This is a genomic window from Ectothiorhodospira haloalkaliphila ATCC 51935 (assembly GCF_000633935.1).
GTDB classification, from domain to species: domain Bacteria; phylum Pseudomonadota; class Gammaproteobacteria; order Ectothiorhodospirales; family Ectothiorhodospiraceae; genus Ectothiorhodospira; species Ectothiorhodospira haloalkaliphila.
The window spans coordinates 204,166-221,518 of sequence record NZ_KK214997.1; the positions used below are offsets into that span (position 1 = coordinate 204,166).

Sequence of the window (17,353 nt, forward strand, 5' to 3'; positions counted from 1 at the left end):
ACGGACCAGCTATCGAATCATCAGCCCAGGATGCGCTTACACACGTCGTTTTGTAGATAACCACGGAAATCATCAGCCAGTTCCGGGTGCTTGAGGGCATATTCCACTGTGGCCTGCAGGTAACCCAGCTTGCTGCCACAGTCGTAACGGGTCCCCTGGAAGCGCTGGGCCAACACACGCTGCTCTCCCAAGAGATCGGAGATGGCGTCCGTCAATTGAATTTCCCCCCCGGCCCCCTTGCCGGTGTTTTCGATCAGGTCAAAAATGCGGGGCGTGAGGATGTAACGACCCACGACTGCCATGTTGGATGGTGCGTCGGCGGGGGCCGGCTTCTCCACGATACCCTTCACATCCCAGAGCCTGTCGGTCACGCGCTCGGGGCTGACCACACCATATTTGTGCGTCTCGTCCTTGGGCACATCTTCCACCCCCAGGATGCTGCAGCCATATTCCTCGTAGACGTCCACCATCTGCTTGAGGGCGGAACCGCCTCCTTCGCCGTCGATCAGGTCATCGGCCAGGATCACCGCAAAGGGCTCGTCTCCCACCACGGGACGGGCACAGCCCACCGCATGCCCCAGGCCCAGGGCCTCGGCCTGACGGATATACGCACACGTCACGTGGGGTGGCAGGATATTTCGCACGATCTCCAGCATCTTCTCCTTGCCACGTTCTTCCAGCTCCGTTTCCAGTTCATAGGCCTTGTCGAAGTGGTCAGGGATGGAGCGCTTGTTACGGCCCGTGACGAACACGAGAACATCAATCCCGGCCGCCACAGCCTCCTCGGCGGCGTACTGGATCAACGGCTTATCCACCACCGGCAACATTTCCTTGGGATTGGCCTTCGTGGCCGGAAGGAAACGCGTTCCCATCCCTGCCACGGGAAAGACGGCCTTGCGAATCTTCTTGTGCATAATGAGTCTTCAGCGTCCAGTTGAGTGGTAGTGGAAGCATGCGCGACCGCCCCACAAAAAGACAAGGGGCAGCGCTGCTGCCCCTTGGTCCTCGTCGCCAGGTCAATATTCCCGACGTCTATTGGTTGGCTGCCACATCCTGATCCAGCGTAATGACGTCCAGATTGATTTCCACAGTCCGGACGCCGATACCCCCCACCTGTGTCAGCTCGTGGACTGACCGGAACGGGCCATTCGCTTCGCGATACTCCACGATGGCCTGAGCCTTGGCAGGCCCCACACCCTGCAGGGCTTGTGAAAGGGCCTGGGCGTCCGCCCGGTTGATATCCACCGGGCCGCCGGCCTGCAAACCAGCCGCGGTGAAGGTGCAAAGAAAAAACAGGATCAAAACGGAGAGATGCTTCATGACCAATTGCCTCCTTGGCATATCCATGGTGTGTCGTGAGCCAGTCTGTCCTGCCATCCTGTGGCCCACATCCGCTATCTTACCCAAGTCTGCGGGTTCTTCAAGTCTCCAGGCCCAACAACTCCTGATGGATGGCGGCAAGCACGGCAGACGGATCCTGCGCCCGGGTGATGGGACGACCAATGACCAGGTGCGTGGCCCCATCGCGGATGGCATCTGCGGGCGTGACGATGCGCTTTTGATCCCCCGCCTCACTACCGCGAGGGCGAATACCCGGGGTCACCTTGAGGAACTCGGTACCCAGTTCCTGTCGCAGAACGGGGGCCTCCCGAGCCGAACACACCACTCCATCCAGGCCACTTTCCTGGGTTAAACCAGCCAGGAAACGGGCCTGCCCATCCACACCCCGCCCGATGCCACAGGCCTCCAGCTCCGCATCATCCATGGAGGTGAGCACGGTCACCGCGATCAGCAAAGGACGCTTGCCCTCCCCTTCCAGCGCCTCCCGCGCCGCTTCCATCATGCGTCGGCCACCGCTGGCGTGAACGTTGATCATCCACACACCCAAGGCTGCGGCCGTGCGGCAGGCGCCTGCGACGGTGTTGGGGATATCATGGAATTTCAGATCCAGAAAGACCTCGAAACCGCGGGTCTGCAAGGCTTCGATCAGCGTCGGACCAGCGGCCACGAACAACTCGAAGCCCACCTTGAGACGACATTGGGCAGGATCCAGGGACTTCACGAACGACAGTGCCGTATCGGCGTCGGGAAAGTCCAGGGCGATGATGATGCGTGGTTCAGAGTTTTGGATCAGCATGTGGGCAACGGAAGTTCGGGTGAGGGATGAAATGGATAGAGGCGAGGTCAACGCACGGAGGCTTGGGTGCACACCGCCTCTTCAGCTACCTGCCGGAGGTGTGAGGGAGGTTTCCGGACGGGCTACCTGAGGCCGTTCCAGGGGCCGGATACTGCCCCAGGCATGGCAGCTTGGACAATGCCAGAAATGGTTACGGGACTGAAAGCCACAACGCACACAGCCAAATTGAGGGCGCTCTTTCAGGAAGGCGCCCAGAGCCCTGGCCACCTTGTCGAGCGCATCCACATCAGCGGCTTCGCCGCGGGCAGACATGATGAGAAGGTATTCCTTCACCAGCCGCAAAGGCACCCGATCCCGCCCCATCTCTTCAGTCAACAGCTGATCCAGGGGCTCCCTCTGGTTCTTGTCGTGGAGCAGTCGTGCCAACGCCAGGGCTGAACTGACCGAGGCATCATTCTCGCGCACTGATTGCAGGAAATTCTCATAGCCCGCTGTATCGCCCAGCGTCTGGAATGCCTCCCGGGCCTGCTCCAGCACCAGCGTGACGAACCCCGCATCCTGACGCATCACCCGACTGTAGTGCTCGATGGCCAGGTGGGGATGATTCTCCTCCCGCGCCAGATCTCCCATGAGAATGCTGGCCCGGGCACAATGCTGATCAAAGCTCAGCGCCCTGCGGGCGCAGCGCCCCGCTTCCTCGCGATCGCCCCGCCCACGCGCCATTTCGCCCAACTCGCAATGATAGTGGGCGATGCGTTGGTTCTGGGGTTCGCTGGAGAATTCGCAGAGTTGCTCGCTGGCCCAGATGGCCTGCGACCAGTCCTTTTCCTGTTCGTAAAGGGACCTGAGGCGTTTGTAAGCATCGGCCTGGAGGTAGCCAAGCTCGACCAGTTCCTTGAACAGATGTTCTGCCTGGTCCAGTACGCCGGCCTTCATGTAGTCACGCCCCAGTTCCATCAAGGCGTTGGCCCGCTGGGCCGGTTCAAGACCGGGGCGTTCCATGAGGTTCTGGTGTATCCGGATGGCCCGGTCCACCTCGCCCCTTCGCCGGAACAGGCTGCCCAGGATCAGGTGGGTCTCCACCGTCTCTGGATCCACCTCCACCATATCGATGAAGACCTCCAGAGCACGATCAGACTGCTCACTGAGCAGATAATTGAGGCCCTGGATGTACTCGGACGAAAAGGCAGCGCCCCGACCCGGGGCCTCGGACCCCTGTTGGGCACGGCGCGCTGCGAGCCATCCCGAAGCTGCTGCTACGGGTAGCAGCAGCCACAGGAGTTCGAGCATGCAGGCTTACACCTTCCCGCTACTGGGCAACTGGCGCAGCCTGGCGATTTCGTCTTCGGCACGCTTGCAGCGCTTGCGCATCTGACGCACCTCACGGCCCCGACTCATCACCATGCCGGACGTGGCCAACCCCCCAAGGATGGCCCCCAGCAGCAGACTCACGAACACCACGATGGACAGGGGCACCTGGTAGGTCTCCAGGTACAGGTTGACATCCACGTCCCCTGCGTTGATGACCGTGAAGCTGGCTCCCAGCACAACGGCTACGATAACAAACAAGATAAGTATCAATCGACTCATGGGCTGCATTCCCGATTGTGGACATTGGTTGTTGCCACGTCAGCGGATCGCCACCTTGTCAGGCTTTTCCGGCTCGTTCACCCGCTCCCGCAGTTCCTTGCCAGGCTTGAAATGGGGCACGTACTTCCCGGGAAGAGACACGGTCTCGCCCGTCTTCGGGTTGCGCCCCACCCGTGGCGGGCGGAAGTGTAAGGAAAAACTTCCGAAACCACGGATTTCGATGCGATCCCCAGTCGCCAAGGCCTGGCTCATCTGTTCGAGGATGGTCTTCACAGACAGCTCGACATCTTTGTACGCGAGATGGCTTTGTTTGCGAGCTAGTATATCGATGAGTTCCGATTTCGTCATCGTTCTGCCCTGTTGCACGTTACACCACCATGACAATCCCTGGCTGGTTCGCCGGGTGCCTTCGAGCGCGGAGTCAGCGGCCCGATGGAGCCATCCCTGGCTCCAGCGTGCTTGGTGCCCTCCCGATTACTTCTTATCCGAATCGTTACCGGCCAGCTGTTCCTTGAGGATGTCACCCAGCGAGGTGGTGGCCACCGAGGAGCTGCTGTAGTCCTGCATCATTTCCTGCTCTTCATCGGTTTCCTTGGCCTTGATGGACAGGCTCACGGTGCGGTTCTTGCGGTCCACGCCGACAAACTTGGCATCAATCTGCTCACCCACATTCAACATGGTGCGGGCGTCTTCAACGCGATCCCGGGACAGTTCGGAAGCACGCAGCACGCCATCGACGCCATCGCCCAGATCAATGATGGCTGCCTTGGCGTCCACTTCCTTGATCACACCCTTGACGATGCTGCCCTTGCTGTGCTCGGCCACGAAGTTGGAGAAGGGATCCTTGTCCAGCTGCTTGAGGCCCAGGGAGATACGCTCACGCTCGGGGTCCACGGACAGAACCACGGCGTCGATCTCCTCGCCCTTGCGGAAGTTGCGCACGGCTTCTTCGCCAGGCATGTTCCAGGACAGATCGGACAGGTGAACCAGACCGTCGATGCCGCCGTCCAGGCCCACAAAGATGCCAAAGTCCGTGATGGACTTGATCACACCAGTGACCTTCTCGCCCTTGTTGTGCATGGCGGCGAATTCGTCCCACGGGTTGGGCTGGCACTGCTTCATGCCCAGGGAAATGCGGCGACGTTCCTCGTCAATATCGAGGATCATCACTTCCACTTCCTCGCCCACGGTCACCACCTTGGCGGGATTGACGTTCTTGTTGGTCCAATCCATTTCGGAGACGTGCACCAGACCCTCGACGCCGTCTTCCACTTCCACGAAGCAGCCGTAGTCGGTGATATTGGTGATCTTGCCGAACAGGCGGGTGCTGACGGGGTAGCGGCGAGTGATGTTCTCCCACGGATCCTCACCCAGTTGCTTGAGGCCCAGGGACACACGGTTGCGCTCGCGATCAAACTTGAGCACCTTGACGTTGATCTCGTCACCGATATTGACCACCTCGGAGGGGTGCTTGACCCGCTTCCAGGCCATGTCGGTGATGTGCAGCAGGCCGTCGATACCACCCAGATCCAGGAACGCACCGTAGTCGGTGAGGTTCTTGACGATACCGGTGAGCATCATGCCTTCCTGCAGGTTCTGCAGCAGGGCCTCGCGCTCGGCACTGTATTCCTTTTCCACCACGGCACGGCGGGACACCACGACGTTGTTGCGGCGGCGATCCAGCTTGATGAGCTTGAATTCCAGCTCCTTGCCTTCCAGGTAGGCGGTGTCGCGCACGGGGCGAACATCCACCAGGGAGCCGGGGAGGAATGCGCGGATATCGCCCAGTTCGACAGTGAAGCCGCCCTTGACCTTGCCGCTGATCATGCCGGAGATGGTTTCGTCCTTCTCCATGGCTTCTTCCAGGCGTTCCCAGGCCTTGGCCCGCTTGGCCTTCTCGCGGGACATGCGGGTCTCGCCGAAGCCGTCTTCGGGGGTTTCCAGGGCGACTTCAACCTCGTCACCCACCTGGATTTCGACTTCTCCCTTGTCGTTATAGAACTGCTCGATCGGAATCACACCTTCGGATTTCAGACCGGCGTTCACCACAACCATGTCGTTGCGGATGTCGATGACGGTGCCGTGAAGGATGGAGCCGGGCCGCATCTGGGTGCTGGCCATGCTCTCCTCGAGCATTTGCGCGAAACTTTCTGTCATGGGTTAGTTGAACCTGCATTGATTAAGGCCTGCAATAAGTCCGTTTGCAAACCGGTTGTTTTTAAAAGAATCCCTGGCTTACCTGCCGGGGACGGTATTTAAGCCGCGCTTGGCCGCCAATGAGAATATCTCATCGAGCACCGCGTCGATGCTCATGTGGGTGGAGTCCACCTCAACGGCATCCTCCGCCGGTTTGAGCGGGGCCACGGCCCGCTCGGTGTCACGCCGGTCACGCTCGGCAAGCTCGTCTAAAAGGGACTGAAGGTTAGCACTAAGTCCTTGTTCCATCAACTGCTTGTAACGCCTCTGGGCGCGCTCTTCACGACTGGCTGTAAGAAAGACCTTCAACTGTGCATCGGGGAAGACAACCGTACCCATGTCGCGGCCATCGGCTACCAATCCCGGGGCCACGCGAAAGTCCCGTTGGCGGGCCAGCAGGGCCTCGCGAACCGGCGGCAGGGCTGCCACCTGGGAGGCAGCGTCGCCACAGGCCTCGGTGCGCAGTTCCGAGGCGACGCGCTGGCCGTCCAGAAAGACCTGCGGACCCTCTTCACCCCCGGTTTCAAAATGCACATCCAGGTTACGGGCCAGATCGAACAGGGCATCCGCATCATTCAGGGGCAGTTCGCGGCGCAGTGCAGCCAGGGCCACCAGACGATACAGCGCACCACTATCAAGAAAGCCCCACCCCAACCTTTCGGCCACCTGGCGACTGATGGTGCCCTTGCCCGAACCACTTGGCCCGTCCACGGTGATGACAGGCGCACTCATGCCCCACCCTCCTGCTGCTGAATATTGAGCCCCATGCGCCCCGCCAGTTGTACAAAACCGGGGAAGGAAGTGTTCACATTGGCACAGTGGCGTATCCGGATCGGTGTCTGGGCCCGCAGGGCGGCCATCGCAAAGGACATGGCCACCCGGTGGTCGCCGTGACTGTCAACGGTTCCCCCGGTGAACTGCCCACCTTCGATCACGATCCCATCCGGCGTGGGACGAGCCCGAATGCCCAGCGTGGTCAGGCCTTCAGCCATCACCTGGATCCGGTCACTCTCCTTCACTCGCAATTCCTCGGCATCGGTGAGCACGGTTTCGCCCTGGGCACAGGCCGCTGCCACGAACAGCGCCGGGAATTCGTCAATGGCCAGGGGCACCAGTTCAGGAGGGATGCGCACACCGCGCAGTGGCGCCGAGCGCACCAGCAGATCCGCCACCGGCTCGCCCCCTACCTCACGCGGATTCTCCACCTGAATATCGGCGCCCATGAGCTTGAGGATGTCGATGATGCCTGTGCGCGTGGGGTTCATGCCGACGTGTTCCAGGCGCAGCTCGCAATCCGGGGCAATGCTCGCCCCTACCAGGAAAAACGCTGCCGAGGAGATATCTGCCGGGACATCAATGACGCCCCCCTGCAACTGGCCTCCCCTGCGCAGGCACACACACCCATCATGACGCTGCACCCGGTAGCCAAAGCCGGCCAGCATACGCTCCGTGTGGTCTCGGGTGGGGGCCGGTTCGGTCACGCAGGTCTGCCCCTGCGCGTACAGCCCCGCCAGCAACAGGCTGGACTTCACCTGGGCGCTGGCGATAGGCATGCGATAGTCGATCCCCTGGAGCAGCGCACCACCCTCGATGCAAAGAGGCGGCGTGCCATCATCGCTGGTACGGATGCGTGCGCCCATGCGAGCCAGGGGCTCGGTGACCCGGCGCATGGGGCGACGCGTCAGGGAGGCATCGCCGGTGAGGGTGGAGTCAAAGGCCTGGCCGGAGAGCAGCCCGGCCATCAAGCGCATGGAGGTGCCCGAGTTACCGACATCCAGGGCGCCCTCGGGCGCCTTGAGGCCATGCAGGCCCACGCCCCGCACATGCACCTGCCCCTTTTCAGGGCCATCGATTTCCACGCCCATGGCACGGAAAGCCTTCAGGGTGGCCAGGCAATCCTCGCCTTCGAGAAATCCCGTAATGCGGGTTTCACCTTCGGCCAGGGCACCCAGCATGATGGCCCGATGGGAAATGGACTTGTCTCCGGGCACCCGGCATTGGCCATGCAGCCGACCGCCAGGCTCCACCTGCAGTATCACCTCCTGTGGGTCAGTCATGCATGCTCTCCTCGGCAGCGGTCAGCCGGGTCATCTCGGACATATCAGGTAGCCTTCGGTCTTGAAAACAAAAAACGGTGCTGGATGCCGCCCTCATGGGCAAAAACGGTCACGAGCACCCTTGGCACGCTGGAAAATCTCCAGCAGGGAATCGCCATCACCCGCTTCGATGGCCCGGGTGATCATGCCCAGATCTTCCTGGTAACGACCCATCACCTTGAGGATGGCCTCCTGATTGGCCAGGCAGACATCCCGCCACATGACCGGGTCGCTGGATGCAATGCGGGTGAAATCCCGAAAACCGCCAGCGGCATAACGAAAGATCTCCTCTCGCTCACCCATGCGCGCCAGACTGTCCACAAGGCCAAAGGCCAGCAGATGGGGCAGATGGCTGGTGGCGGCCAGAACCTCGTCGTGGTGTTCCACCGACATGGTCTCAACCACCGCACCGGCTTCTTCCCACATGGTCCGAACCCGGGCCAGGGCACCCAGATCCGTGGTCTCCAGGGGAGTGAGGATCACTCGTCGCTCATGGAACAGGGTGGGAAAGGCAGCCGATACGCCGCTCTTCTCGGTGCCGGCGATGGGGTGCCCCGGAACGAACCCCAACGGCATTTCGCCGAACCCCTCACGAACAGCCTCGACGACGCTGGCCTTGGCACTGCCCACATCAGTGAGGGAGGCATCCGGCTCCAGATGGCCGCGGATGGCCTCGCAAACCCCTCGCATGGCCCCCAGTGGTACGGCCAGCACCACCATATCCGCACCCTTGACGGCCTCCACCGGGTCCAGGGTGTAGCGGTCGATGACGCCGAGATCCTTTGCCTCGCGCAGATGGCTTTCCGAGCGGGAGCAACCCACCACTTCCTGGCAGGTGCCCGCGGCCCGCAGGGCCAGGGACAGTGAGCCTCCAATGAGGCCCACCCCAAAGATGGTCAGACGACGTATCACCGCTTCAGCACCTGGTCCAGGGCGTCGATGAAACGCCGGTTCTCATGGGCACGCCCCACAGTGACGCGCAGATGACGGGGCAAGCCATAGCCGCCCACAGGCCGGACGATCACCCCCTGGTGAAGCAGTGCCTGATAGACCGGCTCGGCCTCGCCACCCACGTCCACACAGATGAAATTACCCACGGAAGGGATGTAACCCAGACCGCGTTCGTCGAAGGCCTGACCGAGCTGCTGCAGGCCCTCGCGGTTCACCTGTACCGACTGTCTCACGTGGGCGTCGTCATCCAGGGCCTCCAGGGCCGCCGCCTGAGCCAGGGCATTGGTATTGAAGGGTTGGCGCACCCGATTGAGGATGTCTGCCACCTGCGGGTGAGAGACGGCATAACCAATGCGCAGCCCGGCAAGACCGTGGATCTTGGAGAAGGTCCGGGTCACGATCAGGTTGGGGAATTCGGCCAGCCAGCGCGTGGCATCCGGGTAATCCGGTTCTTCCACATACTCGCAATAGGCCTCGTCGACCACCACCAGGGTATCGGCCGGCTGGGCGGCGATGAAATCATGCAGGCTTTGACCATCCACCCAGGTGCCCGTGGGGTTATTGGGATTGGCCACGAAGATCACCCGGGTGGTAGCGGTCACCTGGTCCGCCATGGCAGCAAGATCATGCCCCCAGGGCATGGCATGGTCTGGCGCATGAGCGGCGGCCACCCGGGCCTCTGCGCCCACGGCCTGCACAGCCAGCGGGTAAACGGCAAAGGCGTGGGCGGAAAACACCGCGCTGCGGCCAGGCGCCAGATAGGCGCGGGCGATGAGCTCCAGCACATCGTTGGAGCCATTACCCAGGGTGATGCACTCAGCCTCCACGCCGAGCTTTTCTGCCAGGCGGTTACGCAGCGCAAAACCGTTGCCATCAGGGTACTGCGCCAGCTGATCCAGCAGGCTTCCCAGGGCCTGGATGGCGCGGGGGCTGGGGCCGAGGGGGTTCTCGTTGGAGGCCAGCTTGATGCTCTCGGAGATACCCAGCTCACGCTCAAGTTCTTCCACCGGCTTGCCGGGTTGGTAGGGCATCAGTTTCTGCACCCCGGCGTTGGCCAGGGCCTGGAAATCACAACTCATACTCTCTCCTGTTTGTGTCGATGGGCGCCCCGTCCCCTGGGAGCGGTCCGGCCATCGATGGCCAGAACTACAGCACTGCCTTGGGATAAGAGCCAAGCACCTTCACCAACTCTGCCGCCTCCCGCAATTCCTTCAGGGCCCCGGCCACCGGAGGATCGGCGGCGTGCCCGACGATGTCGATGAAGAAGACATACTCCCAGTTCACACATTGGGAGGGTCGGGATTCGATGCGGGTCAGACTGACATCGTGATTGGCAAACGGTGACAAAAGAGCAAACAGGGAGCCCGGACGGTTGCGCGCAGACAGCAGCAGCGTGGTCTTGTCATGGCCGGAAGGGCCGCTGGAGCGCGGCCCGATGACCAGAAAACGGGTGGTGTTATCGGGGGAGTCCTCGATATTGGCAGAGAGCACACCCAGGCCGTACAACTCCGCTGCCGCCTCACTGGCGATGGCCGCCGTGCCCGGTTCCCGTGCGGAGCGGCGTGCGGCCTCGGCGTTGCTGCTCACGGCGACCCGCTCCACATGGCTCAGGCGCGCATCCAGCCATTCCCGGCACTGGGCCAGGGACTGCTGATGGGAGTAGACCCGCTCCACCTGAGCCAGGTCCCTCTCGGTGGACAGCAGGTGATGATGAATGCGCAGCTCCACCTCACCGCAAATACTCAGCGGAGACTGCATGAAGCGGTCCAGGGTGTGGGTCACCACGCCCTCGGTGGAGTTCTCTATCGGCACCACACCATAGTGGGCGCTGCCGGATTCCACCTCCCGGAACACCTCGTCGATGGCGCTCATGGCCACCGTCTTCACGGAATGGCCAAAATGCTTCAGGGCCGCTGCCTGGGTGAAGGTGCCCTCCGGCCCCAGGAAGGCCACCGACAGTTGCTGCTCAAGGGCCAGACAGGCAGACATGATTTCCCTGAACAGCCGCGTCATCTCCTCGCTATCCAGGGGGCCGGGGTTCGACTGATGGATACGTCGGAGCACCTGGGCCTCGCGCTCCGGGCGATAGAACTCCGCCTGCTCATCGGCCTCCCGCTTGATGCGGGCGACTTCCTGGGCACAGGCGGCACGATCACTGATCAGTGCCATGATCTGCGCATCCAGCGAATCAATACGCTGACGGATATCAGCGAGCGTTGTCTCGTCCCCGGCACTCATCAATCAATCTGCCCCGCCGTCTCGGCCCCGTCAGAGGACGCGCACACGCAACACGCCATCAATACCTGCGATACCCCGCGCCGCCTCTTCATCAATCTCATCCTCCACGTCGATCAGATTGTAGGCAATGCCGTTGCGGGATTCATTCACCATGTGCACGATGTTGATGTTGCTCTGTCCCAGCACGTGGGATATCTGCCCCACCATGTCCGGACGGTTGCGGTTCATGACCGCAAGGCGCGACTTGCCCGCGCGCGGCAGAATGACCTCGGGCAGGTTCACGGAATTGCGCACGTTGCCGTTCTCAAGGTAGTCGCGCAGCTGCTCCCCCACCATGATGGCGCAATTCTCCTCTGCCTCGCTGGTGGAGGCGCCCAAATGTGGCAGTGCGATCACCCTGTCCTGCCCCTTGAGACCATTGCTTGGGAAATCGCATACATAAGCGTGCAATTGCCCGGAGGCCAGTGCCGCCAGCACTGCCTGCTCGTCAACGATTTCGTCCCGAGCGAAATTCAGCACCACCGAGCCACGCTTCATGTTGTGCAGCCGGTCACTGTTGATCAGGTGACGGGTGTGATCATTGAGGGGTATGTGGAAGGTCACCATGTCGCAGCGGTTGAGCAGGTCATCCACGCTCACCGCCTGCTCCACGCCGGCATTGAGTTGCCAGGCCCGGTTCACGGTCATGTGGGGGTCGTAGCCCACCACCCGCATGCCCAGCAAGCGGGCGGCGTTGGCCACCTGCACACCGATGGCACCCAGGCCCACCACACCCAGGGTGCGACTGGGCAGTTCGAAGCCGGCATATTTTTTCTTGCCCGCCTCCACCTGCTTGTGAACACTGGCATCATCCCCTTCCAGTTGCCGCGCGTAGTCCCAGGCCTGGGGGATATTGCGTGCTGCCAGCAGCATCCCTGCCAGCACCATCTCCTTGACGGCATTGGCATTGGCGCCCGGGGCATTGAAAACGGCCACGCCCCGTTCGCTCATGGCATCGATGGGGATGTTGTTCACACCGGCACCGGCACGGCCCACAGCCTTGAGGCTACCGGGGATATCCATGTCGTGCATGTTGGCTGAGCGCACCATGATGGCATCCGGCTGAGACATCTCCGAGGCCACTTCATAGTGCTCGTGCCCGAACTGGTCCAGGCCCTTGGGGGAAATATTATTGAGCGTGAGAATCTTGTACATGTCAGGCCTTGCGCTGTTCGAAGTCCACCATGAATTCCACCAGTGCATCCACGCCCGCCTCCGGCATGGCGTTGTAGATGCTGGCCCGCATACCACCCACGGAGCGGTGACCCTTGAGAGTGGTCAGCCCGGCCTGCTCGGCCTCCTTGAGGAACAGCCCATCCAGTTCGGCATCTGCCAGAGTGAAGGGCACATTCATCAGTGACCGTGCGGACACCTCCACCGGGTTGTGATAGAAGGCGGAGTTATCGATGGCGGTGTACAGCTTCTCGGCCTTGCGGCGATTGATCTGTTCCATGGCTTCCAGACCACCCAGTTCCTTGAGCCACTGGAAGACCAGTCCGGCCAGGTACCAGCCATAGGTGGGAGGGGTGTTGGACATGGAGTCCGCATCTGCCTGGATCTTGTAGTCCAGGATGCTGGGCAGACCGGGCATGGGGTTACCGATCAGGTCGTCCCGCACGATCACCAGGGTGAGACCGGCAGGGCCGATGTTTTTCTGGGCGCCAGCGTAGATCACACCATATCTGGAGACGTCGATGGGGCGGGAGAGGATGTTGGAAGACATATCCGCCACCAGGGGCACGTCACCGGTTTCGGGCACCCAGTGGAACTCCACACCACCGATGGTCTCGTTGGGGGTGTAGTGCAGGTAGGCGGCTTCGCCATTGCACTGCCAGGAGTCGAATGCGGGGATGTGTGTGAAGTTGTCTGCCTCGCTGGTGGCGACCACGTTAACGTCTGCATACTTTTTGGCCTCGGAGATGGCCTTCTTGGACCACGACCCGGTGTTCACGTAATCCACCTGTTTCTTGCCGCGCAGCAGGTTCATGGGCACGGCAGCAAACTGACCCGAGGCGCCCCCCTGAAGGAACAGGACCTTGTAGTTGTCCGGCACCTTGAGCAGGTCGCGCAGATCCTGCTCTGCCTGAGCAGCGATGGACACGAAGGCCTTGCCGCGGTGACTCATCTCCATCACCGACATGCCGGTGCCATTCCAGTCGAGCATCTCTGCGCGGGCGCGCTCCAGCACCGGTTCGGGGAGCACGGCAGGGCCGGCGCTGAAGTTATAGACACGTGTCATGTTTCACTCCTGGTTTGGATCACGGACAGATTGATTACGGGGCGAATCGGGTCAGGAGGCGTCTTCCGGCAGCGACCCACCGTCGTCGGCTTCATCGCCGTTGCCATCACCGCTCTCGTTGTCGTCGCCATTGAGGCCCTCGACGCGCGCCAGTTCCACCAGATTCTCGTCATCGGCAAGGCGTATCAGACGCACGCCCTGGGTGTTGCGCCCCAACACCGGGATATCCCCGATCGGGGTGCGAACGAGGGTGCCGCCGTTGGTGATGAGCATCACCTGATCCTCATCACCCACCAGGGTAGCCCCTACCACCGCACCGTTGCGGCCTCCCGTCTGGATGGCGATCACACCCTGGCCGCCGCGGCCATGCAAGGGGAATTCTTCGGGTGATGTGCGCTTGCCGTAGCCATTCTCGGTGGCGATCAGGATGTTGCCCTGATCGACGATGATCAGGGAAATCACCTGCTGGTCCGGCCCCAGACGCACGCCGCGCACACCGCTGGCGGTGCGCCCCATGGCTCGCACGGTGTCTTCGCTGAACCGCACTGCCTTGCCAGCGGAGCTGAGCAGCATCACATCCTGATGCCCATCGGTCACCTTCACATCCACCAGCCAGTCGTCCTCGCGCAAGCCCACGGCGATGATGCCGTTCGAACGGGGGCGGGAGAAGTCCACCAAGGGGGTCTTCTTGACAATGCCACTGCTGGTGGCCATGAACACAAACAGATCCTCCCGGTACTCGCGTACCGGCAGGATGGCATTGATTCGCTCGCCCTCTTCCAGGGGCAGCAGGTTCACCATGGGCCGCCCGCGCGCGGCGCGACTGCCCATGGGCAACTCATACACCTTGAGCCAGTAGGCCTTGCCGCGACTGGAGAAGCACAGGATGGTGTCGTGGGTATTGGCCACCACCAGACGGTCGATGAAGTCCTCGTCGCGGAAGGTGGTGGCCGTCTTGCCACGCCCGCCGCGCTTTTGTGCCCGGTAAGCGGTCAGGGGCTGATACTTGGCGTAACCGGCGTGGGAGAGGGTGACCACCACATCTTCCTCGGTGATCAGATCTGCCAGCGTGAGATCCACGTGATTGCTGAGGATCTCGGTGCGGCGCGTATCGCCGTACTGTTCGCGCATGGCGACCAGTTCCTCACGGATGACCTCCATCAGGCGCCCGGGGCTGGACAGAATCTCCAGCAGCTCCTCGATGCGCCCCAGCAGTTCCCGGTATTCATTGACGATCTTGTCCTGTTCAAGACCGGTCAGGCGGTGCAGGCGCAGGTCCAGTATGGCCTGGGCCTGGGCCTCGGAAAGCCGGTAGCCGCCCTCCTGCAGCCCGAAGTCGCTGGCCAGATCCTCCGGTCGCGAGGCCCAGGCGCCGGCACGATCCAGCATGTCCTGCACCACACCGGGGGCCCATACGCGACCCAGAAGCCCTTCCTTGGCCTCTGCCGGGCTGCCCGATGCCTTGATCAGGGCAATGATCTCGTCAATGTTCGCCAGGGCCACGGCCAGGCCTTCCAGCACGTGGGCCCGCTCACGGGCCTTGCGGAGTTCAAAGATGGTTCGGCGGGTCACCACTTCGCGCCGGTGGCGCAAAAAGGCCTCGAGAATCTGCTTGAGATCCAGCAACCTGGGTTGCCCGTCCACCAGGGCCACCATGTTGATGCCGAATACATTCTGCATCTGGGTTTGCAGGTAGAGGTTGTTGAGCACGACCTCGGGGACTTCCCCGCGCTTGAGCTCCACCACCATGCGCATGCCGTCCTTGTCGGACTCGTCCCGCAACTCGCTGATGCCCTCCAGCTTCTTGTCCTTGACCAGTTCGGCAATACGCTCCAGAAGGCGCGCCTTGTTCACCTGGTAGGGCAACTCCGTCACCACGATGCTGTTGCGCCCGGTGGATTCGTCGGTCTCCACATGGGAGCGGGCCCGCACATAGATGCGCCCCCGCCCGGTGCGATAGGCCTCGTGGATACCCCGGTCACCGTTGATGATGCCGGCGGTGGGGAAGTCCGGACCCGGCATGTGCTCCATCAGGCCTTCCACACCCAGGCCCGGATCGTCGATCAGCGCCACGCAGGCGTTGACCACCTCGGTGAGGTTGTGAGGCGGGATATTGGTGGCCATGCCCACGGCAATGCCCGCCGATCCATTGATCAGCAGGTTGGGCAGCTGGGTGGGGAAGACGGAGGGCTCGGTTTCGGAACCGTCGTAGTTATCGACGAAATCCACGGTCTCCTTGTCGATGTCCGCCAGCAGCTCATGGGCAATCTTCGCCATGCGCACTTCCGTGTACCGCATGGCCGCCGGGGCGTCACCGTCCACCGAGCCGAAGTTGCCCTGCCCATCCACCAGCATGTAGCGCATGGAGAAGGACTGAGCCATGCGCACGATGGTGTCGTACACGGCCGAATCACCATGGGGATGGTATTTACCGATGACGTCACCCACCACGCGGGCGGATTTCTTATACGGCTTGTTCCAGTCGTTGCCCAGCACCCGCATGGCGAAGAGCACCCGGCGGTGCACGGGCTTGAGCCCGTCGCGCACGTCTGGCAGGGCTCGACCGATGATGACGCTCATGGCGTAGTCCAGATAGGACTGACGCATCTCGTCTTCCAGGTTGACCGGCAGGATTTCTTTGGCGAATTCGACCATTCAGTCTCAGGGCGCTGTAGTTGACATGGAAGGACTGAAACAAACGCCGGATGATACCACATCGACGAAGGGGGCAGCAGTGATGCGGGCCGGGATGACCGGCCCGCGAACGGTTGCGGCCTCTGCCGGGCCGGCTCGGCTCAGTCAGCCGCGAACAGCGCCTTCATCTTCTGCAGGTCGGGATTCTCCACCACACCACGCTCCGTGACGATGGCGTCAATCAACTCTGCCGGGGTCACATCGAAGGCCGGATTCCAGGCATTCGCCCCGGGGGCGGCCACGCGGCGCCCGGCCAGTTCCAGCACCTCTTCCTGGCCGCGCTGCTCGATGGGGATATCCGCCCCGGTGGCCGCTTCCATGTCGATGGTGGTGGTGGGTGCCGCCACCATGAACTTCACCCCATGATGACGGGCCAGCACCGCCAGCCCATAGGTGCCAATCTTGTTGGCAGCATCACCGTTGGCAGCGATGCGATCAGAACCGACGATCACCCACCCTACGCGACCCTCGCGCATCAGACTGGCGGCCGCCCCTTCGCACAAAAGGCTCACGGGAATTCCGTCCTGCACCAGTTCCCAGGCAGTCAGGCGCGCCCCCTGTAACCAGGGGCGGGTCTCATCGGCATACACATGCTTGACCCGGCCCTGGGCGTAGGCGCTGCGAATCACGCCCAGGGCCGTCCCATAGCCACCGGTCGCCAGCGACCCGGTATTGCAATGGGTGAGCACATCCCGGCCATCCTGCAGCAGGGCCGCCCCCAGATCCCCCATGTGCCGATTGCCATCCACATCCTCCTGATGAATGCGCTCGGCCTCCGCCAGCAGGGCGGGCTCCGGATCCTGATCATCGGGCAGCCCCTCCATCACCTGCCCCATGCGTGCCAGGGCCCAGAACAGGTTCACTGCTGTGGGGCGGGAATCGGCCAGGGCCTTGAGATCGGGCGCCATGCCGGCGCGCCAGCCACGCTGATCAGCCGCCCAGGCGCGCCGAGCTGCCAGCACCACGGCATAAGCAGCGGTTACACCGATGGCCGGCGCCCCGCGGACCACCATGTCACGGATGGCATCGGCCGCCGCGGTCGCCGTGTCCATCTCCAGATAGACACTCTCATGGGGCAGCAGGCGCTGATCCAGCAGGCTGAGTTGGGTGCCGGTCCACTGGACCGCGCGGATGGAGTCGTGCGTGTGTGTGCTCATGACGTGTCGGGTTGCC

16 protein-coding genes are annotated in these 17,353 nt (G+C 62.3%); all 16 read right to left on the reverse strand.

Annotation, left to right across the window (positions count from 1 at the left end; all coding sequences use genetic code 11):
- Positions 1–20 precede the first annotated feature (20 nt).
- On the reverse strand, positions 21–914 hold the full coding sequence (gene galU, locus ECTHA_RS0106880; RefSeq protein WP_025281609.1) for a UTP--glucose-1-phosphate uridylyltransferase GalU: 894 nt from the start codon (positions 912–914) through the stop codon (positions 21–23).
- Between the two features lie 118 nt (positions 915–1,032).
- Positions 1,033–1,320 carry a ComEA family DNA-binding protein gene (locus ECTHA_RS0106885; RefSeq protein ID WP_025281608.1) on the reverse strand — a complete coding sequence of 96 codons (288 nt, stop codon included), beginning with the start codon at positions 1,318–1,320 and terminating at the stop codon, positions 1,033–1,035.
- Between the two features lie 100 nt (positions 1,321–1,420).
- Positions 1,421–2,137: an orotidine-5'-phosphate decarboxylase gene (gene pyrF, locus ECTHA_RS0106890; RefSeq protein WP_025281607.1), complete on the reverse strand. Its 717-nt coding sequence runs from the start codon at positions 2,135–2,137 to the stop codon at positions 1,421–1,423.
- 81 nt (positions 2,138–2,218) lie between these two features.
- The gene (gene lapB, locus ECTHA_RS0106895; protein ID WP_025281606.1) at positions 2,219–3,427 is read right to left on the reverse strand and encodes a lipopolysaccharide assembly protein LapB; all 1,209 of its coding nucleotides are present in this window, start codon (positions 3,425–3,427) and stop codon (positions 2,219–2,221) included.
- A 6-nt stretch (positions 3,428–3,433) separates the two neighbouring features.
- Positions 3,434–3,706 carry a LapA family protein gene (locus ECTHA_RS0106900; protein ID WP_238625184.1) on the reverse strand — a complete coding sequence of 91 codons (273 nt, stop codon included), beginning with the start codon at positions 3,704–3,706 and terminating at the stop codon, positions 3,434–3,436.
- 60 nt (positions 3,707–3,766) lie between these two features.
- Positions 3,767–4,093 (reverse strand): integration host factor subunit beta, encoded by a 327-nt coding sequence (locus ECTHA_RS0106905; protein WP_158407551.1) that lies wholly within the window; start codon positions 4,091–4,093, stop codon positions 3,767–3,769.
- A 108-nt stretch (positions 4,094–4,201) separates the two neighbouring features.
- On the reverse strand, positions 4,202–5,884 hold the full coding sequence (rpsA, locus tag ECTHA_RS0106910) for a 30S ribosomal protein S1 (protein WP_025281603.1): 1,683 nt from the start codon (positions 5,882–5,884) through the stop codon (positions 4,202–4,204).
- 78 nt (positions 5,885–5,962) lie between these two features.
- Entirely contained in the window at positions 5,963–6,655 is a 693-nt protein-coding gene (gene cmk, locus ECTHA_RS0106915; protein WP_025281602.1) for a (d)CMP kinase, read from the reverse strand.
- Positions 6,652–7,980, reverse strand: coding sequence for a 3-phosphoshikimate 1-carboxyvinyltransferase (aroA, locus tag ECTHA_RS0106920; protein ID WP_025281601.1), 1,329 nt, complete (start codon positions 7,978–7,980; stop codon positions 6,652–6,654). Before aroA ends, cmk begins: the two co-directional genes overlap by 4 nt.
- A gap of 93 nt (positions 7,981–8,073) precedes the next feature.
- Positions 8,074–8,931, reverse strand: coding sequence for a prephenate dehydrogenase (locus tag ECTHA_RS0106925; RefSeq protein WP_025281600.1), 858 nt, complete (start codon positions 8,929–8,931; stop codon positions 8,074–8,076).
- A complete protein-coding gene (gene hisC, locus ECTHA_RS0106930; RefSeq protein ID WP_025281599.1) occupies positions 8,928–10,049 on the reverse strand; it encodes a histidinol-phosphate transaminase in 1,122 nt (373 codons plus the stop codon). The genes ECTHA_RS0106925 and hisC overlap by 4 nt, the downstream gene beginning before the upstream one ends.
- A gap of 67 nt (positions 10,050–10,116) precedes the next feature.
- Positions 10,117–11,208 (reverse strand): prephenate dehydratase, encoded by a 1,092-nt coding sequence (gene pheA / locus ECTHA_RS0106935; RefSeq protein ID WP_025281598.1) that lies wholly within the window; start codon positions 11,206–11,208, stop codon positions 10,117–10,119.
- A 30-nt stretch (positions 11,209–11,238) separates the two neighbouring features.
- Positions 11,239–12,402, reverse strand: coding sequence for a phosphoglycerate dehydrogenase (locus ECTHA_RS0106940; RefSeq protein ID WP_025281597.1), 1,164 nt, complete (start codon positions 12,400–12,402; stop codon positions 11,239–11,241).
- Position 12,403: 1 nt separating this feature from the next.
- A complete protein-coding gene (gene serC / locus ECTHA_RS0106945) occupies positions 12,404–13,486 on the reverse strand; it encodes a 3-phosphoserine/phosphohydroxythreonine transaminase (RefSeq protein WP_025281596.1) in 1,083 nt (360 codons plus the stop codon).
- Between the two features lie 51 nt (positions 13,487–13,537).
- Positions 13,538–16,141, reverse strand: coding sequence for a DNA gyrase subunit A (gyrA, locus tag ECTHA_RS0106950; protein WP_025281595.1), 2,604 nt, complete (start codon positions 16,139–16,141; stop codon positions 13,538–13,540).
- Between the two features lie 140 nt (positions 16,142–16,281).
- The gene (gene mtnA / locus ECTHA_RS0106955; protein WP_025281594.1) at positions 16,282–17,337 is read right to left on the reverse strand and encodes an S-methyl-5-thioribose-1-phosphate isomerase; all 1,056 of its coding nucleotides are present in this window, start codon (positions 17,335–17,337) and stop codon (positions 16,282–16,284) included.
- Positions 17,338–17,353 lie beyond the last annotated feature (16 nt).

Bases quoted from the DNA above. Each gene is read 5' to 3' on its own strand.
- hisC (WP_025281599.1), bottom strand. From the start codon at position 10,049: ATGAGTTGTGATTTCCAGGCCCTGGCCAACGCCGGGGTGCAGAAACTG.
- lapB (WP_025281606.1), bottom strand. From the start codon at position 3,427: ATGCTCGAACTCCTGTGGCTGCTGCTACCCGTAGCAGCAGCTTCGGGA.
- aroA (WP_025281601.1), bottom strand. From the start codon at position 7,980: ATGACTGACCCACAGGAGGTGATACTGCAGGTGGAGCCTGGCGGTCGG.
- gyrA (WP_025281595.1), bottom strand. From the start codon at position 16,141: ATGGTCGAATTCGCCAAAGAAATCCTGCCGGTCAACCTGGAAGACGAG.
- mtnA (WP_025281594.1), bottom strand. From the start codon at position 17,337: ATGAGCACACACACGCACGACTCCATCCGCGCGGTCCAGTGGACCGGC.
- serC (WP_025281596.1), bottom strand. From the start codon at position 13,486: ATGACACGTGTCTATAACTTCAGCGCCGGCCCTGCCGTGCTCCCCGAA.
- cmk (WP_025281602.1), bottom strand. From the start codon at position 6,655: ATGAGTGCGCCTGTCATCACCGTGGACGGGCCAAGTGGTTCGGGCAAG.
- pheA (WP_025281598.1), bottom strand. From the start codon at position 11,208: ATGAGTGCCGGGGACGAGACAACGCTCGCTGATATCCGTCAGCGTATT.
- ECTHA_RS0106885 (WP_025281608.1), bottom strand. From the start codon at position 1,320: ATGAAGCATCTCTCCGTTTTGATCCTGTTTTTTCTTTGCACCTTCACC.
- pyrF (WP_025281607.1), bottom strand. From the start codon at position 2,137: ATGCTGATCCAAAACTCTGAACCACGCATCATCATCGCCCTGGACTTT.
- galU (WP_025281609.1), bottom strand. From the start codon at position 914: ATGCACAAGAAGATTCGCAAGGCCGTCTTTCCCGTGGCAGGGATGGGA.
- ECTHA_RS0106940 (WP_025281597.1), bottom strand. From the start codon at position 12,402: ATGTACAAGATTCTCACGCTCAATAATATTTCCCCCAAGGGCCTGGAC.
- rpsA (WP_025281603.1), bottom strand. From the start codon at position 5,884: ATGACAGAAAGTTTCGCGCAAATGCTCGAGGAGAGCATGGCCAGCACC.